Annotated in this window: 25 protein-coding genes; 20 read left to right on the top strand and 5 right to left on the bottom strand. The window is 60.7% G+C overall.

Annotation, left to right across the window (positions count from 1 at the left end; translation table 11 throughout):
* Nucleotides 1-24: 24 nt before the first annotated feature.
* Nucleotides 25-1,401, top strand: a complete 1,377-nt coding sequence (pmbA, locus tag ACK5NW_RS06760; protein ID WP_416926345.1) for a metalloprotease PmbA — start codon at nt 25-27, stop codon at nt 1,399-1,401.
* A 21-nt stretch (nt 1,402-1,422) separates the two neighbouring features.
* On the opposite strand, the gene ACK5NW_RS06755 is transcribed toward pmbA, so the two are convergent.
* Together ACK5NW_RS06755 and ACK5NW_RS06750 are read right to left on the bottom strand one after the other, a co-directional pair.
* The gene (locus ACK5NW_RS06755) at nt 1,423-1,653 is read right to left on the bottom strand and encodes a hypothetical protein (RefSeq protein WP_416926388.1); all 231 of its coding nucleotides are present in this window, start codon (nt 1,651-1,653) and stop codon (nt 1,423-1,425) included.
* 361 nt (nt 1,654-2,014) lie between these two features.
* Nucleotides 2,015-2,563, bottom strand: coding sequence for a phasin family protein (locus tag ACK5NW_RS06750; RefSeq protein WP_416926386.1), 549 nt, complete (start codon nt 2,561-2,563; stop codon nt 2,015-2,017).
* Nucleotides 2,564-2,758: 195 nt separating this feature from the next.
* Here ACK5NW_RS06750 and ACK5NW_RS06745 point away from each other — a divergent pair, with 195 nt between their 5' ends.
* The 7 genes from ACK5NW_RS06745 to ACK5NW_RS06715 all read left to right on the top strand — a co-directional run bounded on the left by ACK5NW_RS06745 (nt 2,759) and on the right by ACK5NW_RS06715 (nt 10,243).
* Nucleotides 2,759-3,694: a histone deacetylase gene (locus tag ACK5NW_RS06745; RefSeq protein ID WP_416926384.1), complete on the top strand. Its 936-nt coding sequence runs from the start codon at nt 2,759-2,761 to the stop codon at nt 3,692-3,694.
* Nucleotides 3,691-4,152 carry an acyl-CoA thioesterase gene (locus ACK5NW_RS06740; protein WP_416926343.1) on the top strand — a complete coding sequence of 154 codons (462 nt, stop codon included), beginning with the start codon at nt 3,691-3,693 and terminating at the stop codon, nt 4,150-4,152. The genes ACK5NW_RS06745 and ACK5NW_RS06740 overlap by 4 nt, the downstream gene beginning before the upstream one ends.
* Nucleotides 4,145-4,864: a nitroreductase gene (locus ACK5NW_RS06735; protein ID WP_416926341.1), complete on the top strand. Its 720-nt coding sequence runs from the start codon at nt 4,145-4,147 to the stop codon at nt 4,862-4,864. Before ACK5NW_RS06740 ends, ACK5NW_RS06735 begins: the two co-directional genes overlap by 8 nt.
* A gap of 55 nt (nt 4,865-4,919) precedes the next feature.
* Nucleotides 4,920-6,161 carry a bifunctional phosphopantothenoylcysteine decarboxylase/phosphopantothenate--cysteine ligase CoaBC gene (gene coaBC / locus ACK5NW_RS06730; protein WP_416926339.1) on the top strand — a complete coding sequence of 414 codons (1,242 nt, stop codon included), beginning with the start codon at nt 4,920-4,922 and terminating at the stop codon, nt 6,159-6,161.
* 39 nt (nt 6,162-6,200) lie between these two features.
* Complete coding sequence (dut, locus tag ACK5NW_RS06725) at nt 6,201-6,650, top strand: dUTP diphosphatase (protein ID WP_416926337.1); 450 nt, start codon at nt 6,201-6,203, stop codon at nt 6,648-6,650.
* 101 nt (nt 6,651-6,751) lie between these two features.
* Nucleotides 6,752-9,544 carry a DUF1631 family protein gene (locus tag ACK5NW_RS06720; RefSeq protein WP_416926335.1) on the top strand — a complete coding sequence of 931 codons (2,793 nt, stop codon included), beginning with the start codon at nt 6,752-6,754 and terminating at the stop codon, nt 9,542-9,544.
* 42 nt (nt 9,545-9,586) lie between these two features.
* Nucleotides 9,587-10,243 (top strand): alpha/beta hydrolase, encoded by a 657-nt coding sequence (locus ACK5NW_RS06715; protein ID WP_416926333.1) that lies wholly within the window; start codon nt 9,587-9,589, stop codon nt 10,241-10,243.
* A gap of 6 nt (nt 10,244-10,249) precedes the next feature.
* On the opposite strand, the gene ACK5NW_RS06710 is transcribed toward ACK5NW_RS06715, so the two are convergent.
* Together ACK5NW_RS06710 and ACK5NW_RS06705 are read right to left on the bottom strand one after the other, a co-directional pair.
* Nucleotides 10,250-11,194, bottom strand: a complete 945-nt coding sequence (locus tag ACK5NW_RS06710) for a formylglycine-generating enzyme family protein (protein ID WP_416926382.1) — start codon at nt 11,192-11,194, stop codon at nt 10,250-10,252.
* Nucleotides 11,195-11,409: 215 nt separating this feature from the next.
* Complete coding sequence (locus tag ACK5NW_RS06705; protein ID WP_416926331.1) at nt 11,410-12,291, bottom strand: peptidoglycan DD-metalloendopeptidase family protein; 882 nt, start codon at nt 12,289-12,291, stop codon at nt 11,410-11,412.
* Nucleotides 12,292-12,470: 179 nt separating this feature from the next.
* On the opposite strand from ACK5NW_RS06705, the gene ACK5NW_RS06700 reads away from it, so the two are divergent.
* Nucleotides 12,471-12,980 carry a bacteriohemerythrin gene (locus ACK5NW_RS06700; RefSeq protein WP_416926329.1) on the top strand — a complete coding sequence of 170 codons (510 nt, stop codon included), beginning with the start codon at nt 12,471-12,473 and terminating at the stop codon, nt 12,978-12,980.
* Nucleotides 12,981-13,019: 39 nt separating this feature from the next.
* Here the strand turns inward: ACK5NW_RS06700 and ACK5NW_RS06695 are convergent, their stop codons facing one another.
* On the bottom strand, nt 13,020-13,667 hold the full coding sequence (locus ACK5NW_RS06695; protein ID WP_416926327.1) for a GntR family transcriptional regulator: 648 nt from the start codon (nt 13,665-13,667) through the stop codon (nt 13,020-13,022).
* A gap of 172 nt (nt 13,668-13,839) precedes the next feature.
* Here ACK5NW_RS06695 and scpA point away from each other — a divergent pair, with 172 nt between their 5' ends.
* The 11 genes from scpA (at nt 13,840) to ACK5NW_RS06640 (ending at nt 25,706) form a co-directional block, all read left to right on the top strand.
* The gene (scpA, locus tag ACK5NW_RS06690; RefSeq protein ID WP_416926325.1) at nt 13,840-16,005 is read left to right on the top strand and encodes a methylmalonyl-CoA mutase; all 2,166 of its coding nucleotides are present in this window, start codon (nt 13,840-13,842) and stop codon (nt 16,003-16,005) included.
* Nucleotides 16,006-16,088: 83 nt separating this feature from the next.
* On the top strand, nt 16,089-16,382 hold the full coding sequence (locus ACK5NW_RS06685) for a hypothetical protein (protein WP_416926323.1): 294 nt from the start codon (nt 16,089-16,091) through the stop codon (nt 16,380-16,382).
* Entirely contained in the window at nt 16,379-16,786 is a 408-nt protein-coding gene (locus ACK5NW_RS06680; protein WP_416926321.1) for a type II toxin-antitoxin system VapC family toxin, read from the top strand. Before ACK5NW_RS06685 ends, ACK5NW_RS06680 begins: the two co-directional genes overlap by 4 nt.
* Nucleotides 16,783-17,832, top strand: a complete 1,050-nt coding sequence (meaB, locus tag ACK5NW_RS06675; RefSeq protein ID WP_416926319.1) for a methylmalonyl Co-A mutase-associated GTPase MeaB — start codon at nt 16,783-16,785, stop codon at nt 17,830-17,832. The genes ACK5NW_RS06680 and meaB overlap by 4 nt, the downstream gene beginning before the upstream one ends.
* On the top strand, nt 17,829-18,641 hold the full coding sequence (locus tag ACK5NW_RS06670) for a hypothetical protein (protein ID WP_416926317.1): 813 nt from the start codon (nt 17,829-17,831) through the stop codon (nt 18,639-18,641). Before meaB ends, ACK5NW_RS06670 begins: the two co-directional genes overlap by 4 nt.
* Before the next feature lie 77 nt (nt 18,642-18,718).
* Nucleotides 18,719-20,251 (top strand): acyl-CoA carboxylase subunit beta, encoded by a 1,533-nt coding sequence (locus ACK5NW_RS06665; RefSeq protein WP_416926315.1) that lies wholly within the window; start codon nt 18,719-18,721, stop codon nt 20,249-20,251.
* A gap of 10 nt (nt 20,252-20,261) precedes the next feature.
* The gene (locus ACK5NW_RS06660) at nt 20,262-20,573 is read left to right on the top strand and encodes a cupin domain-containing protein (RefSeq protein ID WP_416926313.1); all 312 of its coding nucleotides are present in this window, start codon (nt 20,262-20,264) and stop codon (nt 20,571-20,573) included.
* A 128-nt stretch (nt 20,574-20,701) separates the two neighbouring features.
* Complete coding sequence (locus tag ACK5NW_RS06655) at nt 20,702-22,762, top strand: acetyl-CoA carboxylase biotin carboxylase subunit (protein WP_416926311.1); 2,061 nt, start codon at nt 20,702-20,704, stop codon at nt 22,760-22,762.
* A gap of 47 nt (nt 22,763-22,809) precedes the next feature.
* Entirely contained in the window at nt 22,810-23,130 is a 321-nt protein-coding gene (locus ACK5NW_RS06650) for a DUF167 domain-containing protein (protein WP_416926309.1), read from the top strand.
* A gap of 12 nt (nt 23,131-23,142) precedes the next feature.
* Nucleotides 23,143-24,219 (top strand): serine hydrolase domain-containing protein, encoded by a 1,077-nt coding sequence (locus ACK5NW_RS06645; protein ID WP_416926307.1) that lies wholly within the window; start codon nt 23,143-23,145, stop codon nt 24,217-24,219.
* A 122-nt stretch (nt 24,220-24,341) separates the two neighbouring features.
* On the top strand, nt 24,342-25,706 hold the full coding sequence (locus ACK5NW_RS06640; RefSeq protein ID WP_416926305.1) for a TrpB-like pyridoxal phosphate-dependent enzyme: 1,365 nt from the start codon (nt 24,342-24,344) through the stop codon (nt 25,704-25,706).
* The last annotated feature ends 257 nt before the right edge of the window (nt 25,707-25,963 follow it).

The raw sequence follows: 25,963 nt of genomic DNA, 5'->3' as shown, positions 1-25,963 counted from the left end.
CAGGGGTGCGCCTATGATATGCCGATGCCCAACATCTCTCAGCCCCAGGCGGGCTTCAGCTATTCGCGTGTTTTTTTTGAAGATCTGGTCGATACCGCCTTGGCGCATGCCAAAAAGCTGGGTGCCACCGATGCCGGGGCTGAGGCTTCAGAAGGGTCGGGCCTGTCTGTCAGCGTGCGCAAGGGCGCATTGGAGACGGTGGAGCGCAACCGCGACAAGTCGCTGGGTGTGACGGTGTATGTGGGCCAGCGGCGCGGCAATGCCAGCACCTCGGATTTTTCACGCGCCGCGATCGAGCGCACCGTGCAAGCCGCTTACGACATCGCCCGCTTTACGGCCGAAGACCCGGTGGCGGGCTTGCCCGATGTGGCCGATGTGGCGACCAAGGCGCGCGATCTGGATTTGTTCCACCCCTGGCCCATCACCAGCGCACAAGCCGCTGAGATGGCGCTGGCGTGCGAGCAGGCCGCGTTTGACGTGGATAAACGCATCACCAACAGCGAAGGCGCAGGCGTGTCGGCGCAGCAAAGCCATTTTTTCAGCGCGCACACGCACGGCTTTCGGGGGGGCTACGCCAGTTCGCGCCACAGCCTGTCGGTGGCACCTATAGCCTCGCTCTCGGGTAAGGGCGACGGTATGCAGCGCGATCACTGGTACAGCTCAGAGCGCAATGCGTGTGACTTGGCCAGCCCTGAAGCCGTGGGCCGTTACGCCGCTGAACGCGCTTTGAGCCGCCTGAGCAGCCGCAAAATCAGCACACGCGAATGTCCGGTGCTGTTCGAGTCACCCTTGGCCGCTGGCTTGCTGGGCGGCTTTGTGCAGGCTGTCAGCGGTGGGGCGCTGTACCGAAAAACTTCGTTTTTGCTGGATTCGCTGGGCAAACCGGTGTTTCCGAGTCACATTGATATTGATGAAGATCCGTTTTTGCCCGGCGGCAAAGGTTCGTCACCGTTCGATGAAGAAGGTGTGCGCGTGCAACGCCGCAAGGTGGTCGATGCGGGCAAAGTGCAGGGCTACTTTTTGAGCACATATTCAGCCCGAAAGCTGGGCATGCAAACCACCGGCAACGCTGGTGGCTCGCACAACCTGCGTCTGCATTCGCGCCGCACCCGTGCGGGTGATGATTTGCCCGCCATGCTGCGCAAGCTGGGCACGGGCCTGTTCGTCATTGAGCTGATGGGACAAGGCGTGAACTACGTGACCGGCGATTATTCGCGCGGTGCCAGCGGCTTTTGGGTCGAGAACGGCGAAATCGCCTACCCAGTGCAGGAAATCACCATCGCTGGCAATCTGCGCGAGATGCTGATGGGCATCAGCGCCGTGGGGGCCGATGCGTACACCTATGGTGCCAAGACCATTGGCTCCGTGCTGATCAACCGCATGAAGGTGGCGGGGCATTGACGGTTGGCGCTGGCTGGCCTGTCAGCGCCATGTTTTTGGCGGGGCCTCGACATCGCTAAAGACCTGCACCGCTGGCGGTAGCCGCTCACCTTGGATCGAAATTTCGGCAAGAGCGGTGTTCAGCTCTTGAAGCTCGCTTTTGCCAAAGGCGATCTGCATCACTTTGATCACCTTGTTGTGCAGCCTCACAACTTGCTTGCGCCTCTCGTGCAACTGCTCCAGCGTCTGGTATCTCGCGTCTTCTTTTTCCATGCCACATACACTGGGGATCATCAGAATAATTCAAGACTTCACAGGGCCGGATCTATAGGTTAAATGGCATAAGGCTCAAGCCAAGACGCAGTACAGCGAACTGCCGGGTTGAAGTCATCGTGAAGTAAAAAAAGGGCTGATCTTGCGATCAGCCCTTGAAGGGATCCCTGAACCTGATTGGTGTCGAAAGGATCCGAGGAGACAAACGTTAAAGCACCGTGAAGATGCCAGTGCAAAAGTCCCTGCTTGGTGCTTGAGCTTTTGCACTGACCACCGCCTGAGTTTAAAACCAAGCAGCGGTGGACAGGTGCTGGGAGATGATGAATTTCACTGCCTAGGCAGTGAAATTTTCACACCTTGATTAACGCTTTTTGCCGGTGGCCGACTTGGTCACGTTGGCGGCGTTGGATGCCACGGCGTTGAAGTTGGATTCAGCCACGTCGGTGGCTTGCTTAACGGCTTTTTGCACTGACTCGAAAGCGTTGTTGGCAGCAGCCACGGCGCTTTTCATCATGGCCACAGCAGTTTCCGAACCAGCGGGAGCGTTCTTGGCAGCGTTGTCCACCAGAGCGGCAAACTGGGCCTGGCTTTCAGCCACTTTGCCTTCGAAGGCTTTGCTGAATTCAGCGTTGGTGCCCGAAGCGATGTCGTACAGGTGACGGCTGTAAGCGGCAGCCTTATCGGCCAGGGGCTGGAACAGGCCAGCTTGCAGGGCGATCAGCTCTTGCACGTCTTTGACCGACAGCATGGCTTGGGTGTGCTGGGCGGTTTCGTCCAGGGCGGCCTTGGTGGCTTGCAGGTTCAGCTCGACCAGCTTTTCCACACCTTCAAAGGCTTTGGTGGTCAGGCCGTGCAGGGTTTCCATGTTGGCTTTTTGGGAGGCCAAAACTTGCTCAGGGGTCAACATGATAAAAATCTCCTAGATCAATAGATGGATGAATATGTGAGGGCTTTTGTGCCACCCCGCATTTATGTTGCGGCGCAGCATGGGTTGAATTTTAGGGGCTGGCTGAACGATTGCAATACGAAAAGGTCTATCCCGGTGCTTTTAGATGCCGCTTTCTAACTTGGGTTGTACAGCCATGAAGAGCCTGGGGCACGCGCAGTGAAGGTGTTTTATTCCACGCAGTTTGTGTTGCCGTTGCCTGCGGGACACCGCTTCCCGATGGGCAAGTACGCGCGTTTGCGTGAGCGGTTGCTGAACGAAGTGTGCAGTCTTGAATTGGCGCAAGCCGCATCTGCCAGCGATGCCGATCTGGCGCTGGCGCATGGGCCTGATTACATTGCTGCGGTGGTTGATGGCACGCTGACAGCGTCGGCGCAACGCGACATTGGCTTTCCGTGGAGTGAGGCGATGGTGGAGCGATCGCGTCGCTCGGTGGGGGCGACGATGCAGGCCACGCACACGGCTTTGCTTGAAGGCGTATCGGCCAATCTGGCGGGCGGCACGCACCACGCCAGTGCTGCGCATGGCAGCGGTTTTTGCGTGTTCAACGACGTGGCGGTGGCAGCCCGCGTGTTGCAGCGCGAATACCTGCGCGAGCACCCTGGTACACGCCGCCCACGCGTGGCGGTGATCGATCTGGATGTGCACCAGGGCAATGGCACGGCGGCCATCTTTGCGGCGGATGACTCGGTGTTCACGCTGTCCTTGCATGGCGAGAAGAATTTTCCGTTTGACAAGGCGATCAGCGATTTGGATGTGGGCCTGCCCGACGGTACGGGCGACGACGCTTATTTGGTCGCGCTGGATCAGGCGCTGGATGCACTGGTGCAGCGCTTTGAAGCCCAGCATGTGTTTTATCTGGCCGGAGCGGACGCGCACGAAGGCGACCGGCTGGGCCGCCTGAAATTGACGCACGATGGCTTGCTGGCGCGCGACCGGCGTGTGCTGGAGTGGGCCTGGGTGCGCCGCCTGCCTTTGACCTTGTGCATGGCCGGTGGCTATGGCCACAACATCGAAACCACCATCCAGGCGCAGGTCAATACATTTGGCGTGGCTGCGCACTATTGGGCGCGCTGGCAAAATCAGCGGCCATGAGCACGCCACGCCCTCAGCCCGAGCAGCGCAACGCCTATCGCGCCTTTCGCACCATCACCACCCGCTGGATGGATAACGACCAGTACGGCCACGTCAACAACGTGGTGTATTACTCGTGGTTCGACACGGCCGTCAATGCCTACTTGATCGAGCAGGGCGTGCTGGACGTGACGCACGGTGAAGTGATTGGTTTGGTGGTCGAAACCCAATGCCAGTACTTTGCACCGCTGGCCTTTCCGCAAAACATCGAGGCGGGCATTCGCGTGGCCCATATCGGCTCGTCCAGCGTGCGTTATGAAGTGGGCTTGTTCGCCGAAGGCACGCCGACCACGGCGGCCCGCGGGCATTTTGTGCATGTGTATGTCGACCGCGCCAGCCAGCGCCCGGTGCCCTTGCCGCCGCAGCTTAAAGCGGTGTTGCAGCCCTTGTTAGCCGGCAGGGTGAAGGCCCATGAATGAACGCCACACCCTCATCGCCGATCCAGACAGCGTGGATGCGGCTATCGAGAGCCGCTATTCGGTGCGTGCGTTTCAGTCCCGTCCGGTGCCGCGTCAGGTGCTCAAGCATGTTTTGCGTGTGGCTGCGCGTGCACCCAGTGGTGCCAATGCGCAGCCTTGGAAGGTGTATGTGCTGCAAGGCCAGACCCGTGACGAACTGGTGCGCCAAGTGAGCACTGCGCACGAGCTGCTGCATGCGCAGCCTGAACGGGAAGCAGATTTTCAGAATGCTTACGACTACTACCCCACGCACTGGGTGGAGCCGTATTTGAGCCGCCGCCGCCACAACGGCTGGACGCTGTATGGTCTGCTGGGCATCGACAAGGGCGACAAGGCAGGCATGTTCGCGCAGCACCACCGCAACTTCGATTTGTTTGGCGCGCCGGTGGGTTTGATGTTCACCGTCGATCGCGCCATGGGGCGCGGCTCGCTGCTGGACTACGGCATGTTTTTGCAAAGCCTGATGGTGGCCGCGCGGGCGCGTGGGTTGCATACCTGCGCACAAGGGGCGTGGCTGCGTTTTTCCAGCATCATCATGCCGCTGATTGGCGCGGGCCAGAGCGAAATGCTGGTGTGTGGCATGGCGCTGGGTTACGCGGACGAATCGGCCCTGGTCAACACCTTCACCACGCCGCGTGAAGCGGTAGACGAATTCACGTGTTGGCTGGATTGACGCAGCCAGCGCTGTTCAACACCTCTTTTGAACGCCCCTCTGCTACATTGCCGCCATGACTGCGAACGATCTTGCTGGTGAGTTGAGCGGACGCCATATCGTGCTGGGTCTGACCGGCGGTGCGGCGGCTTTCAAGGCGGCCGAATTTTGCCGCTTGCTGACCCGCGCCGGGGCTGCCGTGCAAGTGGTGATGACCGAGGCGGGTTGCCAGTTCATGACGCCGGTGACCATGCAGGCGCTGTCGGGGCGGCCCGTGTACACCTCGCAATGGGATGCGCGGGCAGACAACAGCATGGCGCACATCAATTTAAGCCGCGAGGCAGATGCCATCATCGTCGCCCCGGCCAGCGCTGATTTCATTGCCCAGTTGGCGCAAGGCAGGGCGAGCGAGTTACTACCCTTGCTATGTCTGGCGCGACCTGCCGAGCGCGTGCCGTTGCTGTTGGCTCCGGCCATGAACCGCGAAATGTGGGCGCACCCTGCCACCCAGCGCAATGTGGAGCAAGTGCGCGAAGACGGTGCCACCGTGTTGGGCGTAGCGCACGGTGAGCAAGCCTGTGGCGAATCGGGCGAAGGCCGCATGCTGGAAGCGACTGAGCTGCTGCAAGAACTGGTGGCGTTTTTTACCCCTAAAGCGTTGTTGGGCCAGCGTGTGCTGATCACGGCGGGGCCAACTTTTGAGGCGATTGATCCGGTGCGCGGCATCACCAACCACTCCAGCGGCAAGATGGGCTTTGCCATTGCACAGGCTGCGCAAGAGGCGGGAGCCGACGTTACGCTGGTGGCCGGGCCTGTGCATTTGCCTACACCGCGCGGGGTGAACCGGGTTGACGTGGTGTCTGCGCTGGACATGCATGAAGTTGCTGCACAGCTCGCGCAGAATGCTCATATATTCATAGCAACCGCCGCCGTGGCCGACTGGCGACCCGCCAGCGCCAGCGGTCACAAGATCAAAAAAGACGGCAGTGGCACCGCGCCGCAACTGGCGTTTGTCGAAAACCCGGACATTTTGTCTGACATCGCCCACAGCGCCCGCGCCCAGTCGGGCGAGCTGTATTGCGTGGGCTTTGCCGCCGAAAGCGAAGACCTGATTGCCAATGCCCAGGCCAAGCGCGCGCGCAAAAACGTGCCCTTGCTGGTTGGCAACCTGGGGCCTGCCACTTTTGGGCGCGACGACAACACCCTGGTACTGGTGGACGACGAAGGCGTGGTCGAGCTGCCGCGCGCCAGCAAACGCCGCCTAGCGCAGCAACTGGTGGGCGAAATCGCGCGCCGTGTTTCCGGCAGCACCGCCTGAGCCGTGGTGGAATGATCGCTGCCTGCTACGCTTGGTGTGATGAAACTTGACCTCAAAATCCTTGACGAACGCCTGCGTGCGCAAATGCCTGCCTATGCCACCCCCGGCAGTGCCGGGCTGGATTTGCGGGCCTGCCTCGCCGAGCCACTCACGCTGCGACCCAACGCCTGGCAACTGCTGCCCACCGGCATGGCCATTCATCTGGCTGACCCTGGCTACGCGGCCTTGATCCTGCCGCGCTCGGGCCTGGGACACAAGCACGGCATCGTGCTGGGTAATCTGGTCGGCTTGATCGACAGCGATTATCAGGGCGAGCTGATGGTCAGCGCCTGGAACCGCAGTCCCAACGCCTTCACCATCGACCCCATGGAGCGCATTGCTCAACTGGTCATCGTGCCCGTGGCGCAAGCGCAGTTCAACGTGGTGGACGAGTTTGATGCTGCTTCTGTTCGGGGGGCAGGCGGCTATGGATCGACCGGACGGTCTTGATAAAGGGCGGGGTATCCATCCGATTTGCCGATGGACGAGAGCCTCTTATCATGGAACGCGAAGCCGACAAATTCGACACTTTTGACCTGTCTTGTTAAGCAGTGGTTGAAGTTAGCGATATAGTTTCAGTTACCGTTGTCACAAAATTCAATCAAAACGCAGGAAGGGCGACGGACGAACGAATTTCCTTGCATCATATGCAACCGGTCAGTACGAATAACCCCTTAATCAAGCGCGTGCGTCAGGAAGCGGTGCACATGGTTGCGTCCATGGTGGATCGCTGTGCCGAGTCGGCGTTGACGACGTTGGACGAGGCCGAGCGGCGCACGTCTTCAGTGGCGGTGCGTTTGCAGTTGTCGGATGCGCGCATGGCGCTGGAAAAGCGGCGCGCAGGCTGGCGCAGCGATTTGCCCGCCAAGGTGGACGTGGCCTACGGTGCGGCGCTGTCCAGTGCGCGCGAAATGGGCCGCATGATGCCGTCAGCCACAGTTGACGAAAATGATTTGACCTTGATTGAAGAAGCCGAAGTGGCACGCTTTGTCGAAGCGTCCCGCCTTCAGCAAGTGGCCATGCCGATGGTGGAGCAATCGCTGTCGCGACTGGACTCGCTCATGAGTTCCGTATTGGGGCTGCCGGTGGTGCGCGCCGATCTCAATCCGTTGCGTCCGGACGTGCTGTGCGGCACCTTGCTGGAGATGCTGGATGAGCAGCCTGACCCGCCCGAGGTGCGTTCGCACTGGGTGCGCCATTTAGCCACACCTTTTGGGCGTGAACTGGTGCGTTTGTACGACAGCATTGGCGATTTGCTGGAAGCACAAGGAGTAGAGGAAGCGCGTTACCGCCTGAAGCTGACCGAAGGGGGCACTGCGCCGCCATCGGCCAAAGGCAAAAAAGGTGATGCTGTGGCCAGCGATGGCGACGGATCTGGTGGCGACGTAGGTTCGGTCGATCAAACAGGGTTGGTACAAAACCAAAAATCCCAACAACGAGCCTTGTTTCCAAAAATGAGCCAATTGGCTCAAACTCGTCCTTCGGTGTCGCGCGCATTAATACGGGACTTTTTGTATCAGCCGCAATGGGTGGCTGAACACGACGAGCCGTTATCGCAAGCCTATTACGACGACGTACAGGCGCAGGTGGCTAAGGTGTCGTCGTTGCCTTCATATGACGAGCAAGCCGCTGGCCGCGCCATGGCGCGTGCCAAAGCGTTGAGTGTGGTGGATCGACCCGCTCGTGCAGTGAGTGTTGAAACACCGTTGTCACCCCAAGTGTGGGGTGAGCAAGCCTCGTCGCAGGCGCGCGCGCAGACATTGTTGGGGTTAAAGTCTCAGGCCAAAAATATCAGCCAGGTACTGGGCATGGATGCGGTGCGTACACTGGTTGAGCAGGTAGCAGGTGACGGGCGTGTGTTGGCTCCGGTACGAGAGGCGTTCGTGGCCATGGAACCCGCTTTGCTGCGCATGGCGTTGGCCGATCCTCGCTATTTTGGCGATGACGCGCATCCTGCGCGCCGTTTGATCGAAGATATTGCCCAGCGCAGCTTTAAATACAACGACGAATTTGCGGAAAACTTTGAGCAGTTTATGGTACCGGTGCGAGAGGCTGTTCGTGAATTGAATGCTGTCTCTGCGCCGGGTAAGAGTCATTTCTCGCAGCGCGTGGATAACCTTCAGGCCCAATGGAAGGCCGAAGACGAAGCCGCTAAGCGTGCCAGTGAGCCTGGCATGCAGTCCATGCAATTTGCTCAGAATCGCCAATCCCTGGCCGACAAAATTGCATGGGAATTCAGCTTGCGCTCTGACCTGGTCGGGGTACCGTCCAGGGTGGTGGATTTTTTATTTCAGGACTGGTCGTTGGTTATCTCACATGCGCAGCTGACAGCACAGCGCAGCCAGCTAGACCCTGGTGGCTACTTGGCGGTAGTGACAGATTTATTGTGGAGCGTGCGCAGCGAAGCTGCTTTACGCCAGCCAGCACGCCTGTTTGAGGTGGTTCCAGGGGTGGTTTCGTCCTTGCGTCGCGGCTTGAACATGCTGGGCAAGGAAGCGGCTGAAACAGATGCATTCTTCGGTGCGCTGATGCGCTACCACGATCCTGTGCTGCGGTTGCGGCGTATGCGCAGTGCACGCGATGTTGAGGCTTCTGGCTTCGCGCACTTGATGGCTGAAGTCGACGACGTAGATGACATTGACTCGGCGCCTGTGCCGTTGGAACAAATTAAGCCACGAGCGGCAGCACAACCTTGGTTGGGCCGTTCTGAATTAGCGGCTATTGGTTTTGAGGAGGGTCTGGATTCGGAGCCTGCGCCGCTTGAGACTGAGGCTGAGGATGTTGAAAATCAGCGTGCAATGGTGTCGGGATCAGAAAATCAGACAGTTAATGCCAAAGAGGCTGGAGTGACTGCTGACGATGTGCCGGTGCTGGGGCAACCGTTGGTGAAAAACAAACCATCAAAGCAAGACATCATTGACGAAAGTAAAGGCTTTGTTCCTCTGGATATGGGGGTGAGTGCGAAGTCCGATAACGCGGAGAACTTAGAAGCACCAGCCGTAACAGAGGAAAACGCTGAAGATGCGGGTGCGCGCGTGCGCGCTACTTTGGCGCGCTTGCGCGCAGGGGATTGGGTGGATTTGCGGGTGCGTGGTGAATGGCGCAGGGCGCAACTGGTGTGGAACAGTGACAATGGTTCTTTATTCATGTTTGTGAGCCAAGGCGGGCGGCCGCACAGCATGACCCGGCGTATTTGTGAAAAACTGATTCGCGCGCGCTATCTGCGTCCAGTGGACGTTGGTGCAGTGGTTGACAAAGCCATTGGGGCACTCCGTGACCAAACGCCAAGCCATGCCGAGCCAGAATCTGATTTGAATTTTTCTGCCACGGTGCTGGATGATTGAACAGAACCTCTATTGAAAACCTTCATTCCCAGGGGGAACGAATTGCAGAACACCATTGACATTGAAACCGGCGCTGCCCCCCGTGCCACTATCATCATCATGCACGGCCTGGGGGCCGATGCCAGCGATTTCCAACCTTTTGTGCACGAGATTGACCTGGCATCCGTGGGGCCGGTGCGCTGGGTGTTTCCCAATGCGCCGCGTTTGCCGGTCAGCATCAATGGCGGTTTCGTCATGCCGGCCTGGTACGACATTTACCCTGACCGCAGCCGAGAGGACGAAACAGGCTTACGAAGTGCCCAGCAGCAGGTGAATGCAGTACTGGCCCGCGAGGTGGCGCGCGGCATTCCGGCCGAACGCATGGTGCTGGGTGGTTTTTCTCAAGGCTGTGCCATGGCCTTGCTGACCGGCTTGCGCTACCCCGAGCGCTTGGCAGGCATCGTCGGCATGAGCGGCTATTTGCCGCTGGCAAATATGTTGGCCGCTGAACATAGCCCAGCCAATCAAAATACGCCCATTTTCATGGCGCACGGCAGCCAGGACGAGATGGTGCCGCCAGCCAGCGCCACAGCTTCACGCGATTTGCTGCTGGCGAAAGGCTATGGCGTGGAGTGGCATCAGTACCCGATGGGACACTCGGTATGTCTTGAAGAAGTGCGTGATTTGCAAACTTGGCTGCTGCGCGTGCTGGCCATCTGATGGGTTTTATGGTGACCCCGCAGGCAACTCCCGCACCAGCCTGAAGCCGCCCAGCAGGTGGCGTGATTCGGGCGTGTTCCAGTTGCGGAACGCCACGCGCGAATACAGCGGCCATGTGTGCCACGAGCCGCCACGGCGCACGCGCACATCGCCCTCGGGCGGCCCTTGCGGGTCTGCCGTCGGTGATTGGGCGTAATAGTCTTCGCCGTACCAGTCGGCGCACCATTCCCACACGTTGCCCATCATGTCGTACAGGCCAAACGCGTTAGGCGCAAAGCTGCCCACGGGTGCAGTGAAAGGATAGCCGTCGCTGCCCTGGCCAGCTTGCTCGCGCCAGCGCGGCCAGCGCAATGCGGTTTCGCGGTCAAATGTGTTGGCGGTGGTGAGCAGCACCTCAGGGCTGTCGCTACTGGGAAAGCGGGTGCGTGTGCCCGCCCGTGCGGCGTATTCCCACTCGGCTTCGGTGGGCAGGCGGTAGGTTGCACCTTCGCGCTGGCTCAGCCACTTGGCCATGGCCATGGCGTCGTTCCAGGTGACGTTCACTACCGGATGCTGGTCGGTTTGCGCAAAGCCGGTGTGCTGCCATGAATAGTTGGGGTTGCGCCCGTCAAACAAATCAGCCCGTTCGGTGTTGGGCGGGTTGTAGTCGGGGTTAAAGCCGTAGGCACCGGTGCCGTCGCGCACCGATTCGGGTACATAGCCCGAGCTTTCAACGAAGCGGCGAAACTGCCCTACGGTGACTTCGGTGGCACCCATCCAGAAATCGCGCGTGATGCGCACGGTATGCACGGGCGCTTCGTCCGTCAGCTCGGTCAGGCGCTCCGGGTCGGCGTGCGGAAAAACTTGCGCCAGGGCAGCGGGCGATTCGGCACTGCCCATCAGGAATTCACCTGCGGGAATGCGTTGAAAGCGCACGCCGAAGCTGTCGGTCATGCTGGACGACGGCACCATCTGGCTGGATGAACCATCGGCTTGCAGCGATGGCAATGAGAGCGAGCCGCAACCACTCAAAACCACCAAAAAAGCCAAAGGGGTGCAGCGGACAAATGAAAAGGTCATGGGTGCAGTTAAGCAATGAGATTAAAGCGTCAAGCGGTCATGCTGGCATTGGTGGGCGGCGCTGTCAACGTGGCAGCATGGCATCCAGTCAAACCGTCCGCCCAAATTCAAACATCCAGAAACAAGGCGGGATCGACCGCCGTGCGGTTCAGACACACCGTCCAGTGCAGGTGCGGGCCGGTTACGCGGCCAGTGGCCCCTACGGCAGCGATGTGCTGGCCCGTTTGCACGCGCTCGCCCACGCGCACGTCGATGCGGCTCAAGTGGCACATCATCGACAGTAGGCCACCACCGTGGTCCAGCCACACGGTGCGGCCGTTGAAAAAGTAATCGCCAGCGTCGATCACCGTGGCGGGCAGGGGGGACACGACCGACGTGCCGGTGGCTGCCGCAATGTCCATGCCGCTGTGCGGGTTGCGCGACTGGCCGTTGAAGACGCGGCGCAACCCGAACGAGCCGGAACGCCGCCCCGGCGTGGGTGCTTGCATTTTCAAGTCACCAGATGGCGGTGCGCTGAAGGTGGCCATCACCTCTTTTTGATGCGCGCGCTCACGCTCATGTCGGGCCAGGTCTTGCGCTGAAAGATCCACCTTGCCGGGGGCCACTTTCAGACGCTGCGTGCGGTAACTTTTAGGGGCAATCGTGTAGGCCACGTTGTCCAGGGTGCGGCCTTCCTCACCGGATCGCACACGCACCAATGCCTCGCCTGGCGTGGCCGACAAAGGGATGCCCACCAACGCCGTCCAACTGATGGCGTCGCCCACCACCAGCAGCGGCACATCGTCGTCACCCAGCGCCTGAGGTCGCGAGGCAGCAGGCCCCAAATCGAGCCGGGCCACGCCACCAGGCACTGCCGATGCGCGCGGCCACACCGTATGCTCGGCGTTGCGTGCCCAAGCGGACAAACTGACCAGACCCGGCAAAGCCAACAACAGGCGGCGGCGTGTGGCATGGCCGCTGCACAGCGTTTTGGGAATAAGTTCAGGCATTCAATCAATATTTTATGCAATACCAGATTGAAATTGTAGCTATCAATATGGATGCATAAAACTGTGGTGAGTTCAAAATTGACGGCTGTCAATATGACAGAAGCTGATCCGCATCAAGAATTGCCGTGGGTTTTAATTTGATACTTTGGTCTGTTTTTCCACTTCCAGGGAGACGTGACATGGCCATCTTGCGATGGGTGCCGGAACTTAACACGGGCATCGAAGAAATTGACGTCCAGCATCGGCGCATCGTGGATTACATCAATCGTCTTTATACCTTGCGTGACACGCCTGACCGCGAGGCGCTGGGCGAGGTGATTGCCGAGATGGTCGACTACACCATCTCGCACTTTGCGTTTGAAGAAGGCGTGATGGAAAACGCGGGTTACATGTTTGCTGGCCCACACAAGCGGGTGCACGAGCTGTTTACGCGCAAGGTGGCCGAGATGCAAAGTCGTTTTGATGCGGGTGAAAACGTCACGCAAGAGCTGCACGGCATGCTGTCGCGCTGGCTGTTCAACCACATTCGCAACGAAGACCACGGCTATGTCGATGCGGTGAATGCTTATCAGCGCATGCTGGTAAGCCAGCGCAATGCGGAGGTGGCGCAAATGAAGGAGGAGTTGCTGCAAGAGCTGAAAGCCGAACGCAGTCAACGCAAAAGCTGGTGGGCGCGGCTGTTTGGGTAGTGAAACGACAGTTCAAAGTCTCGGGTGGATGCAGCACGCTCAACTGGCCGCTTCCAGCCCTCCTTGAAAGTGCAGGCGCATGGCTTGTGCGGCGGCGGGACCGTCACGGGTAGTCAAAGCGCGCATCAACGCCTCGTGTTCGGCCAGCGATTGATGCAGGTGCCCCGCTTTTTGCAGCGAATGCTGGCGGTGCAGTTTCATCACCTTGCGCAAATCTTGCACCATTTGCAGGCGCCAACGGTTATCGGCCAGCTCCAGCAGGCGCAGGTGAAAAGCTTCGTTCAGGGCAAAAAAACGCTGGCTGTCTGACACGGTGGCCTCCAGGTTGGCATGCAGAGCTTGCAATTCGGCCAATTGGGCACTGCTGGCCTGATGGGCCACGGCTGCGGCGGCGTCGGCTTCCAGCAACTCCAGCAGGTGGTACACGTCGGCCAAGTCTTTGGGCGAGCTTTCTGATACATAGGCACCGCGCCGCACCTTCATGGTGACCAGCCCTTCAGCGGCCAGCACTTTCAACGCCTCGCGCAGGGGGGTGCGGCTGATGCCCCATTCTTGGGCGATGCGAATCTCGTCGATCCAATCGCCCGGTGCCAGCGTGCGGTTGAAGATGCGCTGGCGCAGGCGCTCGGCCACTTCCTCGTACAGGGCGCGGGGAGAGAGCGGAGCAGTGGTGGCAGCGGCAGTCATCAGAATAAAAATTTTCAGCAAATTCTAGACGAAAACCTTATTTTGAATTCATAATTATGAGTTAGAGATAGATCTGTACGGCGGGTTTGTGTTGTGCGCAGTTGTGTGTAGAGGCTGCGCCATACTTGCTAAAACAGTTCTTGCCAAGACAGTTCCATTAAAGGCATTGCCCATGAGCCATCCTGATCCGCAATTCAAATCTGCCACACTGGCCGATTGGCACAAAGCCGCTCAAAAATCCGCACCGGGCGGTGATGTCCAGGCGCTGAATTGGGCCACCCCCGACGGCATAGCGGTCAAACCGCTGTACACGGCGGACGACACCAAAGACCTGCCTTACGCCAACACGCTGCCGGGCTTCGAGCCGTTTTTACGCGGCCCGCAGGCCACCATGTACGCGGGCAGGCCGTGGACCATCCGCCAGTACGCAGGTTTTTCCACCGCCGAGGAGAGCAACGCCTTCTACCGCAAGGCGCTGGCCGCGGGCGGGCAGGGCGTGAGCGTGGCGTTCGATCTGGCCACGCACCGCGGCTACGACTCCGACCATCCGCGCGTCACGGGCGACGTGGGCAAGGCTGGCGTGGCCATCGACAGCGTGGAGGACATGAAGATTCTCTTCGACGGCATTCCGCTGGACAAAGTGAGCGTGTCCATGACCATGAACGGCGCGGTGCTGCCGATTCTGGCGGGCTACATCGTCGCGGCCGAGGAGCAGGGCGTACTGCAGGCGCAACTGGCCGGAACCATCCAGAACGACATCCTCAAGGAGTTCATGGTTCGCAACACCTACATTTACCCGCCTGAGCCGTCGATGAAGATCATCGGCGACATCATCGAGTACACGGCGCAGCACATGCCCAGGTTCAACTCGATCAGCATCAGCGGCTACCACATGCAGGAAGCTGGGGCCAACCAGGCGCTGGAGATGGCCTTCACCCTGGCCGACGGCAAGGAATATGTGAAAACCGCCATCGCCAAGGGCATGGACGTGGACGCCTTTGCCGGCCGCCTGAGCTTTTTCTGGGCCGTAGGCATGAACTTCTACCTGGAGATCGCCAAGATGCGCGCCGCCCGCCTGCTGTGGTGCCGCATCATGAAGGAGTTCAAGCCCAAGAACGCCAAGAGCCTGATGCTGCGCACCCACAGCCAGACCAGCGGCTGGAGCCTGACCGAACAAGACCCCTACAACAACGTGGTGCGCACCACCATCGAGGCCATGGCCGCCGTCTTTGGCGGCACGCAAAGCCTGCACACCAACGCGCTGGATGAAGCCATTGCGCTGCCCACTGAATTTTCGGCCCGTATCGCCCGCAATACCCAGCTCATCATCCAGGAAGAGACCCACATCACCAGCGTGGTCGACCCCTGGGCCGGCAGCTACATGATGGAGACGCTGACCCAGCAGATGGCCGATGCCGCCTGGGCCATCATCGAAGAGGTGGAGGCCATGGGCGGCATGACCAAAGCGGTGGACAGCGGTTGGGCCAAGCTGAAGATCGAGGCCGCTGCCGCCGAAAAGCAGGCCCGTATCGACTCGGGCAAGGATGTGATTGTCGGCGTCAACAAGTACAAGCTGACCAACGAAGACCCGGTCGAGATTCTGGAGGTGGACAACGTCAAGGTGCGTGAATCACAAATTGCGCGTCTTAAAAGCATCAAGCAAAAACGTGATTCAGCGCAGGTGGATGCTGCACTTGTAGCTATTACAACAATAGCTGAAACCGGCCACGGCAATTTATTGGCTGCCGCTGTGGATGCCATCCGTGCCCGCGCCACCGTGGGCGAAGTGAGTGATGCCATGGAAAAAGTTTTCGGCCGCCACCGCGCCGACACGCAAAAAGTCACTGGCGTTTATGCCGCCGCCTACGACTCTGCCGAGGGTTGGGACAAGCTCAAAAGCGAGATCGCCGCCTTTGCCGAAACCGAAGGCCGCCGCCCGCGCGTGATGATCGCCAAACTGGGCCAGGATGGGCATGACCGTGGTGCCAAGGTGGTAGCCACCGCATTCGCTGACCTGGGCTTTGACGTGGACATCGGCAGCCTGTTTCAGACCCCTGAGGAGTGTGCGCGCCAGGCGATCGAGAACGACGTGCACGCGGTGGGCGTCAGCACGCTGGCCGCTGGTCACAAAACCTTGGTGCCTGCCATCATGGCCGAGCTGAAGAAACAAGGCGCGGACGACATCGTGGTGTTTGTGGGCGGCGTCATTCCGCGCCAGGACTATGACTTTCTGTATCAGGCCGGGGTCAAGGGCATTTACGGCCCCGGCACGCCCATTCCGGCCAGTGCGAAGGATGTGCTGGAGCAGATCAGGAAAGCCAATAGCGCCAGCAGGTGATACAGTAATACCGTATTGCATCAAAGGAGTCTGTGATGGCTGTTTCTGTGCGCTTAGAACCCTTGCTCGAAAAGGAGTTAGAGTTGACTGCCAAACGCTTGGGGGTGACCAAGTCGCAGTTCATCGTCTCTGCGTTGGAGCGGGCGCTGGGGCGCAAGAACCCGTATGAGTTGCTGCTCAAGATCAAGGCGCAGGAGCATGTGGTGCGTGAACCATCGGTCAGCATCGGCAGCCAGCTTTCGCCAGCCAAAGCAGCGATCAGAGCCAAGCTGAAAGCCAAGCACGAGGCCAGCCAAGCCGATTGGCTGGCTTACCAGGAAGCTAGGCGGCGCGGCCAAACATGGCCCGGACCGGAACAGGAAGCGGGTGATTCGTGAATCTGGCGTTGATCGACACAGGCCCCATGCTGGCGTTATTTGATGAAGACGATTTTGCGCACCAGCATTACACCGCGCTGCTGGCCGATAACTGGCAGTTGACGACCACATGGCCGTGCGTGGTCGAGGTGACCCATTTTCTCGGTGTGCGTGCCGTTCAGCGGTATCTGCGGTGGGTGTCGGAGGGCGGGGCCATTGTGTACCCACTTGATGTTTCCAGCTTGCCCGACCTGGCTGAACTGATGGCACGCTACACCACGCCACCGCGCACCGGGATGGATTTTGCGGATGCTTCCCTGGTTTGGCTGGCTCAAGATGTCAATTTGCTGCGCGTGATGACCACCGACGTGCGCGACTTCTCCCGCTACCGCCTGCCTGATGGGCGTGCTTTCGAGATCTTATGAGCGCAGTGACTGTCGTGGACCAGTTGCTCAGCGCCGTTGTGAACGGCCAGGTGGCCGCCCAACGCCGCGCCATGGCCAAGGCCATCACGCTGCTGGAGTCCACCCGCACCGACCATCGTCAGCAGGCCGATGCCTTGCTGACCGGATTGCTGCCGCACACCGGTAATGCGCTGCGCCTAGGGATCAGCGGTGTGCCTGGCGTGGGCAAGAGCACCTTCATCGAGGCGCTGGGGTTGTACCTGATCGGCCAGGGTCACCGGGTGGCGGTGCTGGCGGTGGACCCGTCCAGCAGCGTCTCAGGCGGCTCCATTTTGGGCGACAAGACGCGCATGGAGCGGCTGTCGTTGCAAGAAAATGCCTATATTCGCCCCAGCCCCAGCAGTGGCACGCTGGGCGGTGTGGCCGAGAAAACGCGCGAGGCCATGCTGGTGTGCGAAGCGGCGGGCTACGACGTGGTGCTGGTCGAAACCGTGGGCGTGGGTCAAAGCGAAACCGCCGTCAGCGGCATGACCGACATGTTCTGTCTGCTGCAACTGCCCAATGCGGGTGACGATTTGCAGGCCATCAAAAAAGGTGTGATGGAGCTGGCCGATCTGGTGGTCATCAACAAGGCTGATATCGACCCGGCGGCGGCCACCCGCGCGCGGGCGCAAATCCAGTCGGCACTGCGCATCTTCGGCATGCATGGCAACCCTGAACACGCGCACCATGATGCGGCGGTGTGGCACCCCGAGGTGATTCAAATCAGCGGCCTGAAGGGCGATGGGCTGGACAAGTTCTGGGGCTGCGTACAGCGCTTTCACCAGTTGCAAACGGCCAACGGGCGGCTGGCTGCGCGACGCGAAAAACAAAACCTGGCCTGGATGTGGGCGCTGATCGACGGCGGGCTGAAAGCTGCCTTTCGCGCCCACCCGCAGGTGCAAGGCCAATTGGCAGACACGGCAGCGCGCGTGGCGCAAGGGGCGTTGCCTGCATCCGCGGCTGCACGCCATTTGCTGGATGCGGCGGGTTTTCGCGCGGGCACCGTCAAGGAGGTGGCGGCATGACGCCACCAACCCGCCTGAGCGCCGATGATCTGGCACGCATTACCCGTTCATCCGGCTGGCGCGCGCACCGCATTGAAGTGTTTGACACGTCAGTGGGGCGCGTCATTGTCAAGGGGCAACGCCCGGCACGCCACCCGGCACGCTACAGGTTGATGAGCGGCTTGGCCAGGTTGCTGGGCACACCCATGCTGGCAGCGGCTCCGGCTTTGGGAGGTGTGCAAGGGCAAACCATCGAAATTGATCGCCTGCAAGTGCTGGGCGCGGCAGGCGCGCCCGTGCCGCGGGTGCTGCACGTGGCTGGCGACTACTTTGTCATGACCTGGCTGGGCAATACCCAATTGGCCGAGATGATTCACCGACACCACCCCGCTGCGCTCAGCTTGTGGCAAAAAGGCGCACAACTGCTAAGCGCCTTGCATGCCAAGCAGCAGTACCTGAGCCAATGCGTAGCCCGTAACGTGGTGGTGGACGACCGTGGTGGCACCCCCCGCGTGGCAGGCATGATTGACTTTGAAGATGACCCACGCCAGATCATGAGTCTGGCCGAAGCCCAGGTGCGCGACTGGTTGCTGTATTTGCAAAGCAGCTTGTGGAACCTGCCCGCGAACAACGAAACGGTGGACTGGCATGTGGATCACTGGGTGCAAGCCGAACACATCGAGGTCAGCCAACTGTTTGCCCGTACTTGCCGCAAGCTGGCACTGTTGCGCCACCTGCCGCGCAGCAGGCGCTGGGGCCGTGACACCGTGGCCGTGCAGGCGGCGGCGGCGTTTGCGCACCGCTATGCCCAGCGCCACGCGGCGCACTGAGCTGCATCACTGAACCGCACCACTGAGGAGCCAAGCCCCATGTTTTCAAAATCCAAATTTTTCCAAAGGCCATATTCATGAAAGCAATCCTGGAACAACTCGAAGGCAAGCGCGTCGCGGCACGCCTAGGCGGTGGCGACAAGCGCATTGCCGCCCAGCACGGCAAAGGCAAGCTCACGGCGCGCGAGCGCATCGAGGTGCTGCTCGATGCGGGCAGCTTTGAAGAGTGGGACATGTTTGTCGAACACCGCTGCGCCGACTTTGGCATGGACAAAACCCACATTCCCGGCGACGGCGTGGTCACCGGTTACGGCACCATCAACGGTCGGCTGGTGTTCGTGTTCAGCCAGGACTTCACTGTGTTTGGTGGTGCCTTGTCCGAAGCCCATGCCGAGAAGATTTGCAAGGTGATGGATCAGGCCATGAAGGTCGGCGCGCCGGTGATCGGTCTGAACGACTCAGGCGGCGCGCGTATTCAAGAAGGCGTGGCCTCGCTGGGCGGTTATGCCGAGGTGTTCCAGCGCAACGTCATGGCCTCGGGCGTCATTCCGCAGATCAGCATGATCATGGGACCATGCGCTGGCGGCGCGGTGTATTCACCGGCCATGACTGACTTTATTTTCATGGTCAAAGACACCAGCTACATGTTTGTCACTGGGCCAGAGGTGGTCAAGACCGTCACGCACGAAAGCGTGACGGCCGAAGAACTGGGCGGTGCCATCACCCACAACACCAAAAGCGGCGTGGCCGACCTGGCGTTTGAAAACGACGTCGAAGCCCTGCTGATGCTGCGGCGCTTTTTCAACTACATCCCCGCCAACAACCGCGAAAAACCGCCGCACCGCCCCACGCAAGATCCGGTTCAGCGTGCCGATATGAGTCTGGACACCCTGGTGCCCGACAACCCCAATTTGCCTTACGACATCAAAGAAGCCATTGTCAAAGTGGTAGACGACGCCGAATTTTTTGAACTGCAACCCGACTACGCCGCCAACATCGTCATCGGCATGGCGCGCATGGACGGCAACGTGGTCGGCATCGTCGCCAACCAGCCGCTGGTGCTGGCCGGTTGCCTGGACATCAAAAGCAGCATCAAGGCCGCGCGCTTCGTGCGTTTTTGCGATGCCTTCAACATCCCCGTGGTCACCTTCGTGGACGTGCCCGGCTTCATGCCCGGCACCAGCCAAGAGTACGGCGGCATCATCAAACACGGTGCCAAGCTGCTCTACGCCTACGCCGAATGCACCGTGCCCAAAATCACCGTCATCACCCGAAAAGCCTACGGCGGTGCCTACGACGTGATGGCCTCCAAGCACCTGCGCGGCGACGTCAACCTGGCCTGGCCCAACGCCGAGATCGCCGTTATGGGTGCCAAGGGCGCGGTGGAAATCATCTTCCGTCAGGACAAGGACGACCCCGAAAAACTGACCGCGCGCGAAGCCGAATACAAGGCCCGCTTTGCCAACCCCTTCGTCGCTGGCGCGCGCGGCTTCATCGACGACGTGGTGCTGCCGCACGAAACCCGCCAGCGCATCTGCCGCAGCCTGGCCATGCTCAAAGACAAGAAGCTGGACAACCCGTGGCGCAAGCATGGGAATATTCCGCTCTAACGGCTACACCATGAAAACGATACGCAGCAAAGCGTTCACGGCCGATCGCGCTTGGGGCAGTCTGGCGATTGCCTCCATGAATGGTGTGACCGTCAAATTGCATTGGACGGATCAGCCTTACAAGTGGCACGTCAACGACGGCGAAGAGGTGTTCGCCGTAATGGATGGCGAGGTTTGCATGCATTTCAAGCAAAACGGCCACGAATGCACCGAGCGGCTGCAAGCGGGCGATATTTTTTATGCCGACATAGGCACCGAGCACGTCGCGCACCCGCAAGGCGCAGCGCGTGTGTTGGTGATCGAGAAAGAAGGAAGCGTTTAAATGTTCAACAAAATCCTCATAGCCAATCGTGGTGAAAGCGGTCGCGCAGCGGCCGTTTCGATAAATCGCCTGCCGCAGCCCGCGCAGCGGGTTGCTACACGCCACCCCATCGCCTAAGGAGCTAAAGAATGTTCACCAAAATCCTGATTGCAAACCGGGGCGAGATTGCGTGTAGGGTCATTGCCACGGCCAAGAAGATGGGCATCGCCACGGTGGCGGTGTATTCCGACGCCGACAAGGACGCGCGCTTTGTCCAGATGGCTGATGAAGCCGTGCGCCTGGGGCCGCCGCCGTCGCGCGAGTCGTATTTGCTGGCCGACAAGATCATCGAAGCTTGCAAGCAGACCGGCGCTGAAGCGGTTCATCCCGGCTATGGCTTTTTGAGCGAGAACGAAGCCTTTGCCAAGCGTTGCGAGGCCGAGGGCATTGCCTTCATCGGCCCCAAGGCGCATTCGATTGCGGCCATGGGCGACAAGATTGCGTCCAAGAAGCTGGCGTTGGAGGCCAAGGTCAACACCATTCCGGGCTACAACGACCCGATTCCTGATGCCAGCAAGGCGGTGGAGATCGCCAAGGGCATTGGCTATCCCGTCATGATCAAGGCCAGCGCCGGTGGCGGCGGCAAGGGCCTGCGGGTGGCCTTTAACGACCAGGAAGCGCTGGACGGCTTTACGGCCTGCCAGAACGAGGCGCGCAACAGCTTTGGCGACGACCGCATCTTCATCGAAAAGTTTGTCGAGCAGCCGCGCCACATCGAGATCCAGGTGCTGGGCGACAGCCACGGCAATGTGGTGTATTTGAACGAGCGCGAATGCTCGATCCAGCGCCGCCACCAGAAGGTGATTGAAGAGGCACCGTCGCCCTTCATCTCGGACGCCACCCGCAAGGCGATGGGCGAGCAGGCTGTGGCGCTGGCCAAGGCGGTGCAGTACCAGAGCGCGGGCACGGTCGAATTTGTGGTTGGCAAGGATCAGGACTTTTATTTTCTGGAGATGAATACCCGTTTGCAGGTGGAACACCCGGTGACTGAGCTGATCACCGGAATCGACCTGGTCGAGCAGATGATCCGTGTGGCGGCGGGCGAGAAGCTGGCCATCGCGCAGAAGGATGTGAAGCGCGAGGGCTGGTCGATCGAATGCCGCATCAATGCCGAAGACCCATTTCGCAACTTCTTGCCTTCTACCGGACGGCTGGTGCGCTTTCAGCCGCCCGAGCAAAACCTGTTTCAGGGCCAGGCCACCACCAACCAAGGCGTGCGTGTGGACACCGGTGTGGTCGATGGCGGCGAGATCCCGATGTATTACGACTCGATGATCGCCAAGCTGATCGTGCACGGCAAAGATCGCAATGACGCCATCGCCCGCATGCGCGAGGCGCTCAACGGTTTTGTGATCCGCGGTGTGCAAAGCAATATTCCGTTTCAGGCGGCGCTGCTGGCGCATCCCAAATTTGTCTCGGGCGACTTCAACACCGGCTTTATTGCGGAGCATTACGCGCAGGGCTTCAAGGCCGAAGACGTGCCGCACGATGACCCAGCTTTTTTGCAGGCGCTGGCGGTGCACCTGCACATGTATTACCGCAACCGTGCCAGCGGCTTGCAAGGCCAGTTCTGGGAGGGCTACAAGCGCCTGCCGCGCCGCGAATATGTGGTGTGTGTGCTGGGTGAAGGCGGGCAGAACACCTATGTGCCGGTGCAGGTGGGTGAAACCGCACCCGGCCAGCCCACCGCCATCACGCTGAAAACGCCGCAAGGTGACAAGGTGTATGAGCTGCTGGTGAACAAGCTGCTGGGCGATGCGCGCGTAACTGGCGCGGTCAATGGCACGCCTTTCACGGCCCAGATGTCACGCGGCTTTGGCAAGAACCCGCTGGCCATTCGCGTGGCGCACAACGGCACGCAAGCCGATGTGCTGGTGATGCACCCGCGTACAGCCGAGTTGCACCGCCTGATGCCTTACAAGGCCCCGCCTGATTTGAGCAAGTTTGTGCTCTCGCCCATGCCCGGCCTGCTGGTGCAAGTGGCCGTCCAGCCAGGGCAGGAGGTGAAGGCCGGTGAGCGCGTGGCGGTGATCGAGGCCATGAAGATGGAAAACGTGCTGTTCGCCAGCGCCGACGGCGTGGTCAAGTCCGTCAGCGCCGCACAGGGCGACAGCCTGACGGTGGATCAGGCCATCGTCGAGTTTGAGTAACGCGCGCGCTCAACGGCGGTGTTGGGTGAGATGGATGAGGTGAATGCATGGCTGGTGCACATGTGCTCAAGCTGCCCATTCACGCCACGCCCGGTGCCAAGCGCACCGAAGCGGCGGGCGCTCACGGCGCTGCCTTGCGTGTGCGCCTGGGCGCGCCACCGGTCGATGGCAAGGCCAATGCCGCGTTGATGGAATGGGCAGCGCGTGCCTTTGCCGTGCCTAAAGCGCAAGTGCAATTGCTGCATGGCCAGACCGGGCGGCAAAAAATACTGGCCGTGCACTTTGACAGCGCTTCAGCGCTGGCTTCGGCCCAGGCTCAGGTCAGCATCTGGATGACGGGTGCAGAAAAGCAGGATAAAAAGTCTTGATGCAAGGGCTTGATGCGAAAGCCTGATCCGACCACCTCCATCGTGATGCAGACCAGCCACGCCAGGCCCACGGTGCCAAGGCGTGGTTTATTAAGCGCGGGGGTCGCCAGCGTGCTGGGTACGTCCGCTGGGCTGGGTCAGGCCAAGGGTGTGCGAGACGGTGCCATCGCGTGGACCGCACTCAGGCCGCGTCTGGATCAGACGTTGACCGACATCCGCAGCGTGCGTGTGTGGCAAGGCGGCGCGCCCGTGTTTGCTTACGACCGCCAAGGCTGGGGCGACCAGCGTTTGCATGCCGTGCAGTCGGTCACCAAAAGCGTGGTTGCCCTGCTGTTTGGTGCGGCCTTGGATGATGGCCACGTGCCGCGCATTGACGGCCTGGTGGCTGAGGCTTTGCCCGAGCTGCTGCGCGCGCCGCTGGACGCGCGGGTGCGGCGTTTGCGCTGGGCGCATCTGCTAGAGCTTCAGGCGGGGTGGGGCGCTGACGCCACGGCGCAGCGCCTGCGCGATGATGACGTGCTGGCCTTGGCCAGCCGCCCCTTCGTGGCCGCGCCCGGCAAGCGCTTTGCCTACGACAACGGGGCCTACAACCTGTTGGCCGTGGGTTTGGCGCGGCGGGTGCAACCGCGCCCGCAGCCAGGTGGGCTGGCCCAATGGGCGGCGCAGCGCTTGTTTGCGCCACTGGGTTTGGCCACCGCCGATTGGGCGTGGGATCAAGGTGCGCGAGGCCACAGTTTGGGTGCGCTGGGCTTGCGGCTGTCCGCCAGCGCTATGGCGCGGCTGGGCGAGCTGGTTCGGCTGGGCGGCGTGTGGCAAGGGCGTGTCCTGGTGTCTGCCAACTTTTTGGCCACCGCCACGGCGCGCCACAGTGCAGGCGGCGCACCCATCGGCATGCCGTATGGCTACGGCTGGTGGGTGGGGCAGGGCGTGGCGGTGGCGGCGGGCTATGGCGGGCAATGGATTTGGGTGCAACCGGCGCTGGAGCTGGTGGTGGTCGCCACCTCGGCCCCCACAGCCGCCAGCATGGCGCGCGGGCAGGCCATCACCCTGATTCGCAAAGACATTGTGCGTGCCGTACGCAATCGGTAGGGATCATGCGGCAAGCTACAATCAACTATATTTTTAATAGCTGTCAGCGCTTGTGGTTGTTGCGTTGAAGGCTTGTTTTGTTAGTAAACATTCACCTGTTTCATTGATAAAGGAGACCCGCCATGAACACCCCCACCAAGTACCTGCTGCAAGAAAGCCAGTTGCCCAAGTTTTGGTACAACATCCAGGCCGATCTGCCGCAGCCCGCCCCCGCCGTGCTGCACCCCGGCACCATGCAGCCCATTACCCCCGACGATCTGGCCCCGCTGTTTCCGATGAGCCTGATCATGCAGGAGGTGAGCATCGAGCGCGAAATCGAAATCCCCGAGCCTGTGCGTGAGGTGTTGCGCCTGTGGCGTCCCGCACCGCTGTTCCACGCCCACCGGCTCGAAAAAGCGCTGGGCACACCGGCCAAGATTTTCTACAAGTATGAAGGTGTCAGCCCCGCAGGCAGCCACAAACCCAACTCGGCCATCCCGCAGGCGTTCTACAACGCCGAGGCGGGCATCAAACGCCTGGTCACCGAAACCGGCGCGGGCCAGTGGGGCAGCTCGCTGGCGCTGGCAGGGCAAGTGTTTGACCTGGACGTGACGATTTATCAGGTGCGCGTCAGCTACGACCAGAAGCCGTATCGCCGCGCGCTGATGGAAACCTATGGCGGGCGCTGCGTGGCATCGCCCAGCAACGAGACCGAATACGGCCGCCGCGTGCTGGCCGAGCGGCCCGATCACCCCGGCAGTTTGGGCATCGCCATCAGCGAGGCGGTCGAGATCGCCGCCCAGCGTGACGACACTAAATACGCTCTAGGCTCCGTGCTCAATCACGTGCTGCTGCACCAGACCATCATCGGCCTGGAGGCCATGGAGCAGATGCAGATGGCCGACGCCTGGCCCGACGTGCTGGTTGGCTGCACCGGCGGCGGCAGCAACTTTGCCGGCATCGCCTTCCCCTTCATTGGCCACGGCCTGCGCGGTGGCGCCAAGCCACGCATCGTGGCCGTTGAGCCGGCCGCCTGCCCCACCTTAACGCGCGGCAAATACGCCTACGACTTTGGCGACACCGCCCACCTGACGCCGCTGACCAAGATGCACACGCTGGGCAGCACCTTCACCCCGCCCGGCTTTCACGCTGGGGGCCTGCGCTACCACGGCATGGCACCGCTGATCAGCCACGTCAAAGAACTGGGCCTGATGGAAGCCGTGGCCTACACCCAGGGCGAATGCTTCGCGGCGGGCGTGCAGTTTGCCCGCACCGAAGGCATTGTCCCCGCGCCCGAAGCCAACCACGCCGTCAAAGGTGCCATCGAAGAGGCACTGCGCTGCAAGCGCGAGGGCAAGGCCGAGACCATCCTCTTCAACCTCAGCGGCCACGGCCACTTCGACATGGGGGCGTACCAGGCCTATTTCTCAGGCCAGCTTAAGGACGAGCAATACGACGAGAAAGAACTGGCCCAGGCGCTGTCGGGGTTGCCGGCGGTGGCGGGGTGAGGGGCGTGGCGGTTCAATTGGTGGTTTGACCAGTTGAACCGTTTTTTTTCTTACCGGACGATTGGTTGCGCGGCCTTGGCGTGTGAACGGACGGTGTCGGGTTAACGGTTATCATGCGGTTATGCGATATAAATCAAGTTAGGGAAGGTCTGCACAACCCCCGCTGCAGGGCGAGGTGACGCGTGAATGTTCACATGGCGAAACGAGCGTTGAATTTCTCATCGTTTTGCGCTGTTTTTGGTTCGCTTGACCCTGAT

Origin of the sequence: Ottowia sp. (genome assembly GCF_047975795.1) — a bacterium.
GTDB lineage: Bacteria > Pseudomonadota > Gammaproteobacteria > Burkholderiales > Burkholderiaceae_C > Ottowia.
Note: the sequence above shows the minus strand (reverse complement) of the source record. Positions and strands in the feature narration are given on the sequence as shown.

What these genes read in the sequence shown, in the direction of transcription:
- pmbA (WP_416926345.1), top strand. Translation starts at nt 25, where the DNA reads ATGCCCAACATCTCTCAGCCCCAGGCGGGCTTCAGCTATTCGCGTGTT.
- ACK5NW_RS06755 (WP_416926388.1), bottom strand. Translation starts at nt 1,653, where the DNA reads ATGGAAAAAGAAGACGCGAGATACCAGACGCTGGAGCAGTTGCACGAG.
- ACK5NW_RS06740 (WP_416926343.1), top strand. Translation starts at nt 3,691, where the DNA reads ATGAGCACGCCACGCCCTCAGCCCGAGCAGCGCAACGCCTATCGCGCC.
- ACK5NW_RS06735 (WP_416926341.1), top strand. Translation starts at nt 4,145, where the DNA reads ATGAATGAACGCCACACCCTCATCGCCGATCCAGACAGCGTGGATGCG.
- coaBC (WP_416926339.1), top strand. Translation starts at nt 4,920, where the DNA reads ATGACTGCGAACGATCTTGCTGGTGAGTTGAGCGGACGCCATATCGTG.
- dut (WP_416926337.1), top strand. Translation starts at nt 6,201, where the DNA reads ATGAAACTTGACCTCAAAATCCTTGACGAACGCCTGCGTGCGCAAATG.
- ACK5NW_RS06710 (WP_416926382.1), bottom strand. Translation starts at nt 11,194, where the DNA reads ATGGTGCCGTCGTCCAGCATGACCGACAGCTTCGGCGTGCGCTTTCAA.
- ACK5NW_RS06705 (WP_416926331.1), bottom strand. Translation starts at nt 12,291, where the DNA reads ATGCCTGAACTTATTCCCAAAACGCTGTGCAGCGGCCATGCCACACGC.
- ACK5NW_RS06700 (WP_416926329.1), top strand. Translation starts at nt 12,471, where the DNA reads ATGGCCATCTTGCGATGGGTGCCGGAACTTAACACGGGCATCGAAGAA.
- ACK5NW_RS06695 (WP_416926327.1), bottom strand. Translation starts at nt 13,667, where the DNA reads ATGACTGCCGCTGCCACCACTGCTCCGCTCTCTCCCCGCGCCCTGTAC.
- scpA (WP_416926325.1), top strand. Translation starts at nt 13,840, where the DNA reads ATGAGCCATCCTGATCCGCAATTCAAATCTGCCACACTGGCCGATTGG.
- meaB (WP_416926319.1), top strand. Translation starts at nt 16,783, where the DNA reads ATGAGCGCAGTGACTGTCGTGGACCAGTTGCTCAGCGCCGTTGTGAAC.
- ACK5NW_RS06670 (WP_416926317.1), top strand. Translation starts at nt 17,829, where the DNA reads ATGACGCCACCAACCCGCCTGAGCGCCGATGATCTGGCACGCATTACC.
- ACK5NW_RS06665 (WP_416926315.1), top strand. Translation starts at nt 18,719, where the DNA reads ATGAAAGCAATCCTGGAACAACTCGAAGGCAAGCGCGTCGCGGCACGC.
- ACK5NW_RS06660 (WP_416926313.1), top strand. Translation starts at nt 20,262, where the DNA reads ATGAAAACGATACGCAGCAAAGCGTTCACGGCCGATCGCGCTTGGGGC.
- ACK5NW_RS06655 (WP_416926311.1), top strand. Translation starts at nt 20,702, where the DNA reads ATGTTCACCAAAATCCTGATTGCAAACCGGGGCGAGATTGCGTGTAGG.
- ACK5NW_RS06650 (WP_416926309.1), top strand. Translation starts at nt 22,810, where the DNA reads ATGGCTGGTGCACATGTGCTCAAGCTGCCCATTCACGCCACGCCCGGT.
- ACK5NW_RS06645 (WP_416926307.1), top strand. Translation starts at nt 23,143, where the DNA reads ATGCGAAAGCCTGATCCGACCACCTCCATCGTGATGCAGACCAGCCAC.
- ACK5NW_RS06640 (WP_416926305.1), top strand. Translation starts at nt 24,342, where the DNA reads ATGAACACCCCCACCAAGTACCTGCTGCAAGAAAGCCAGTTGCCCAAG.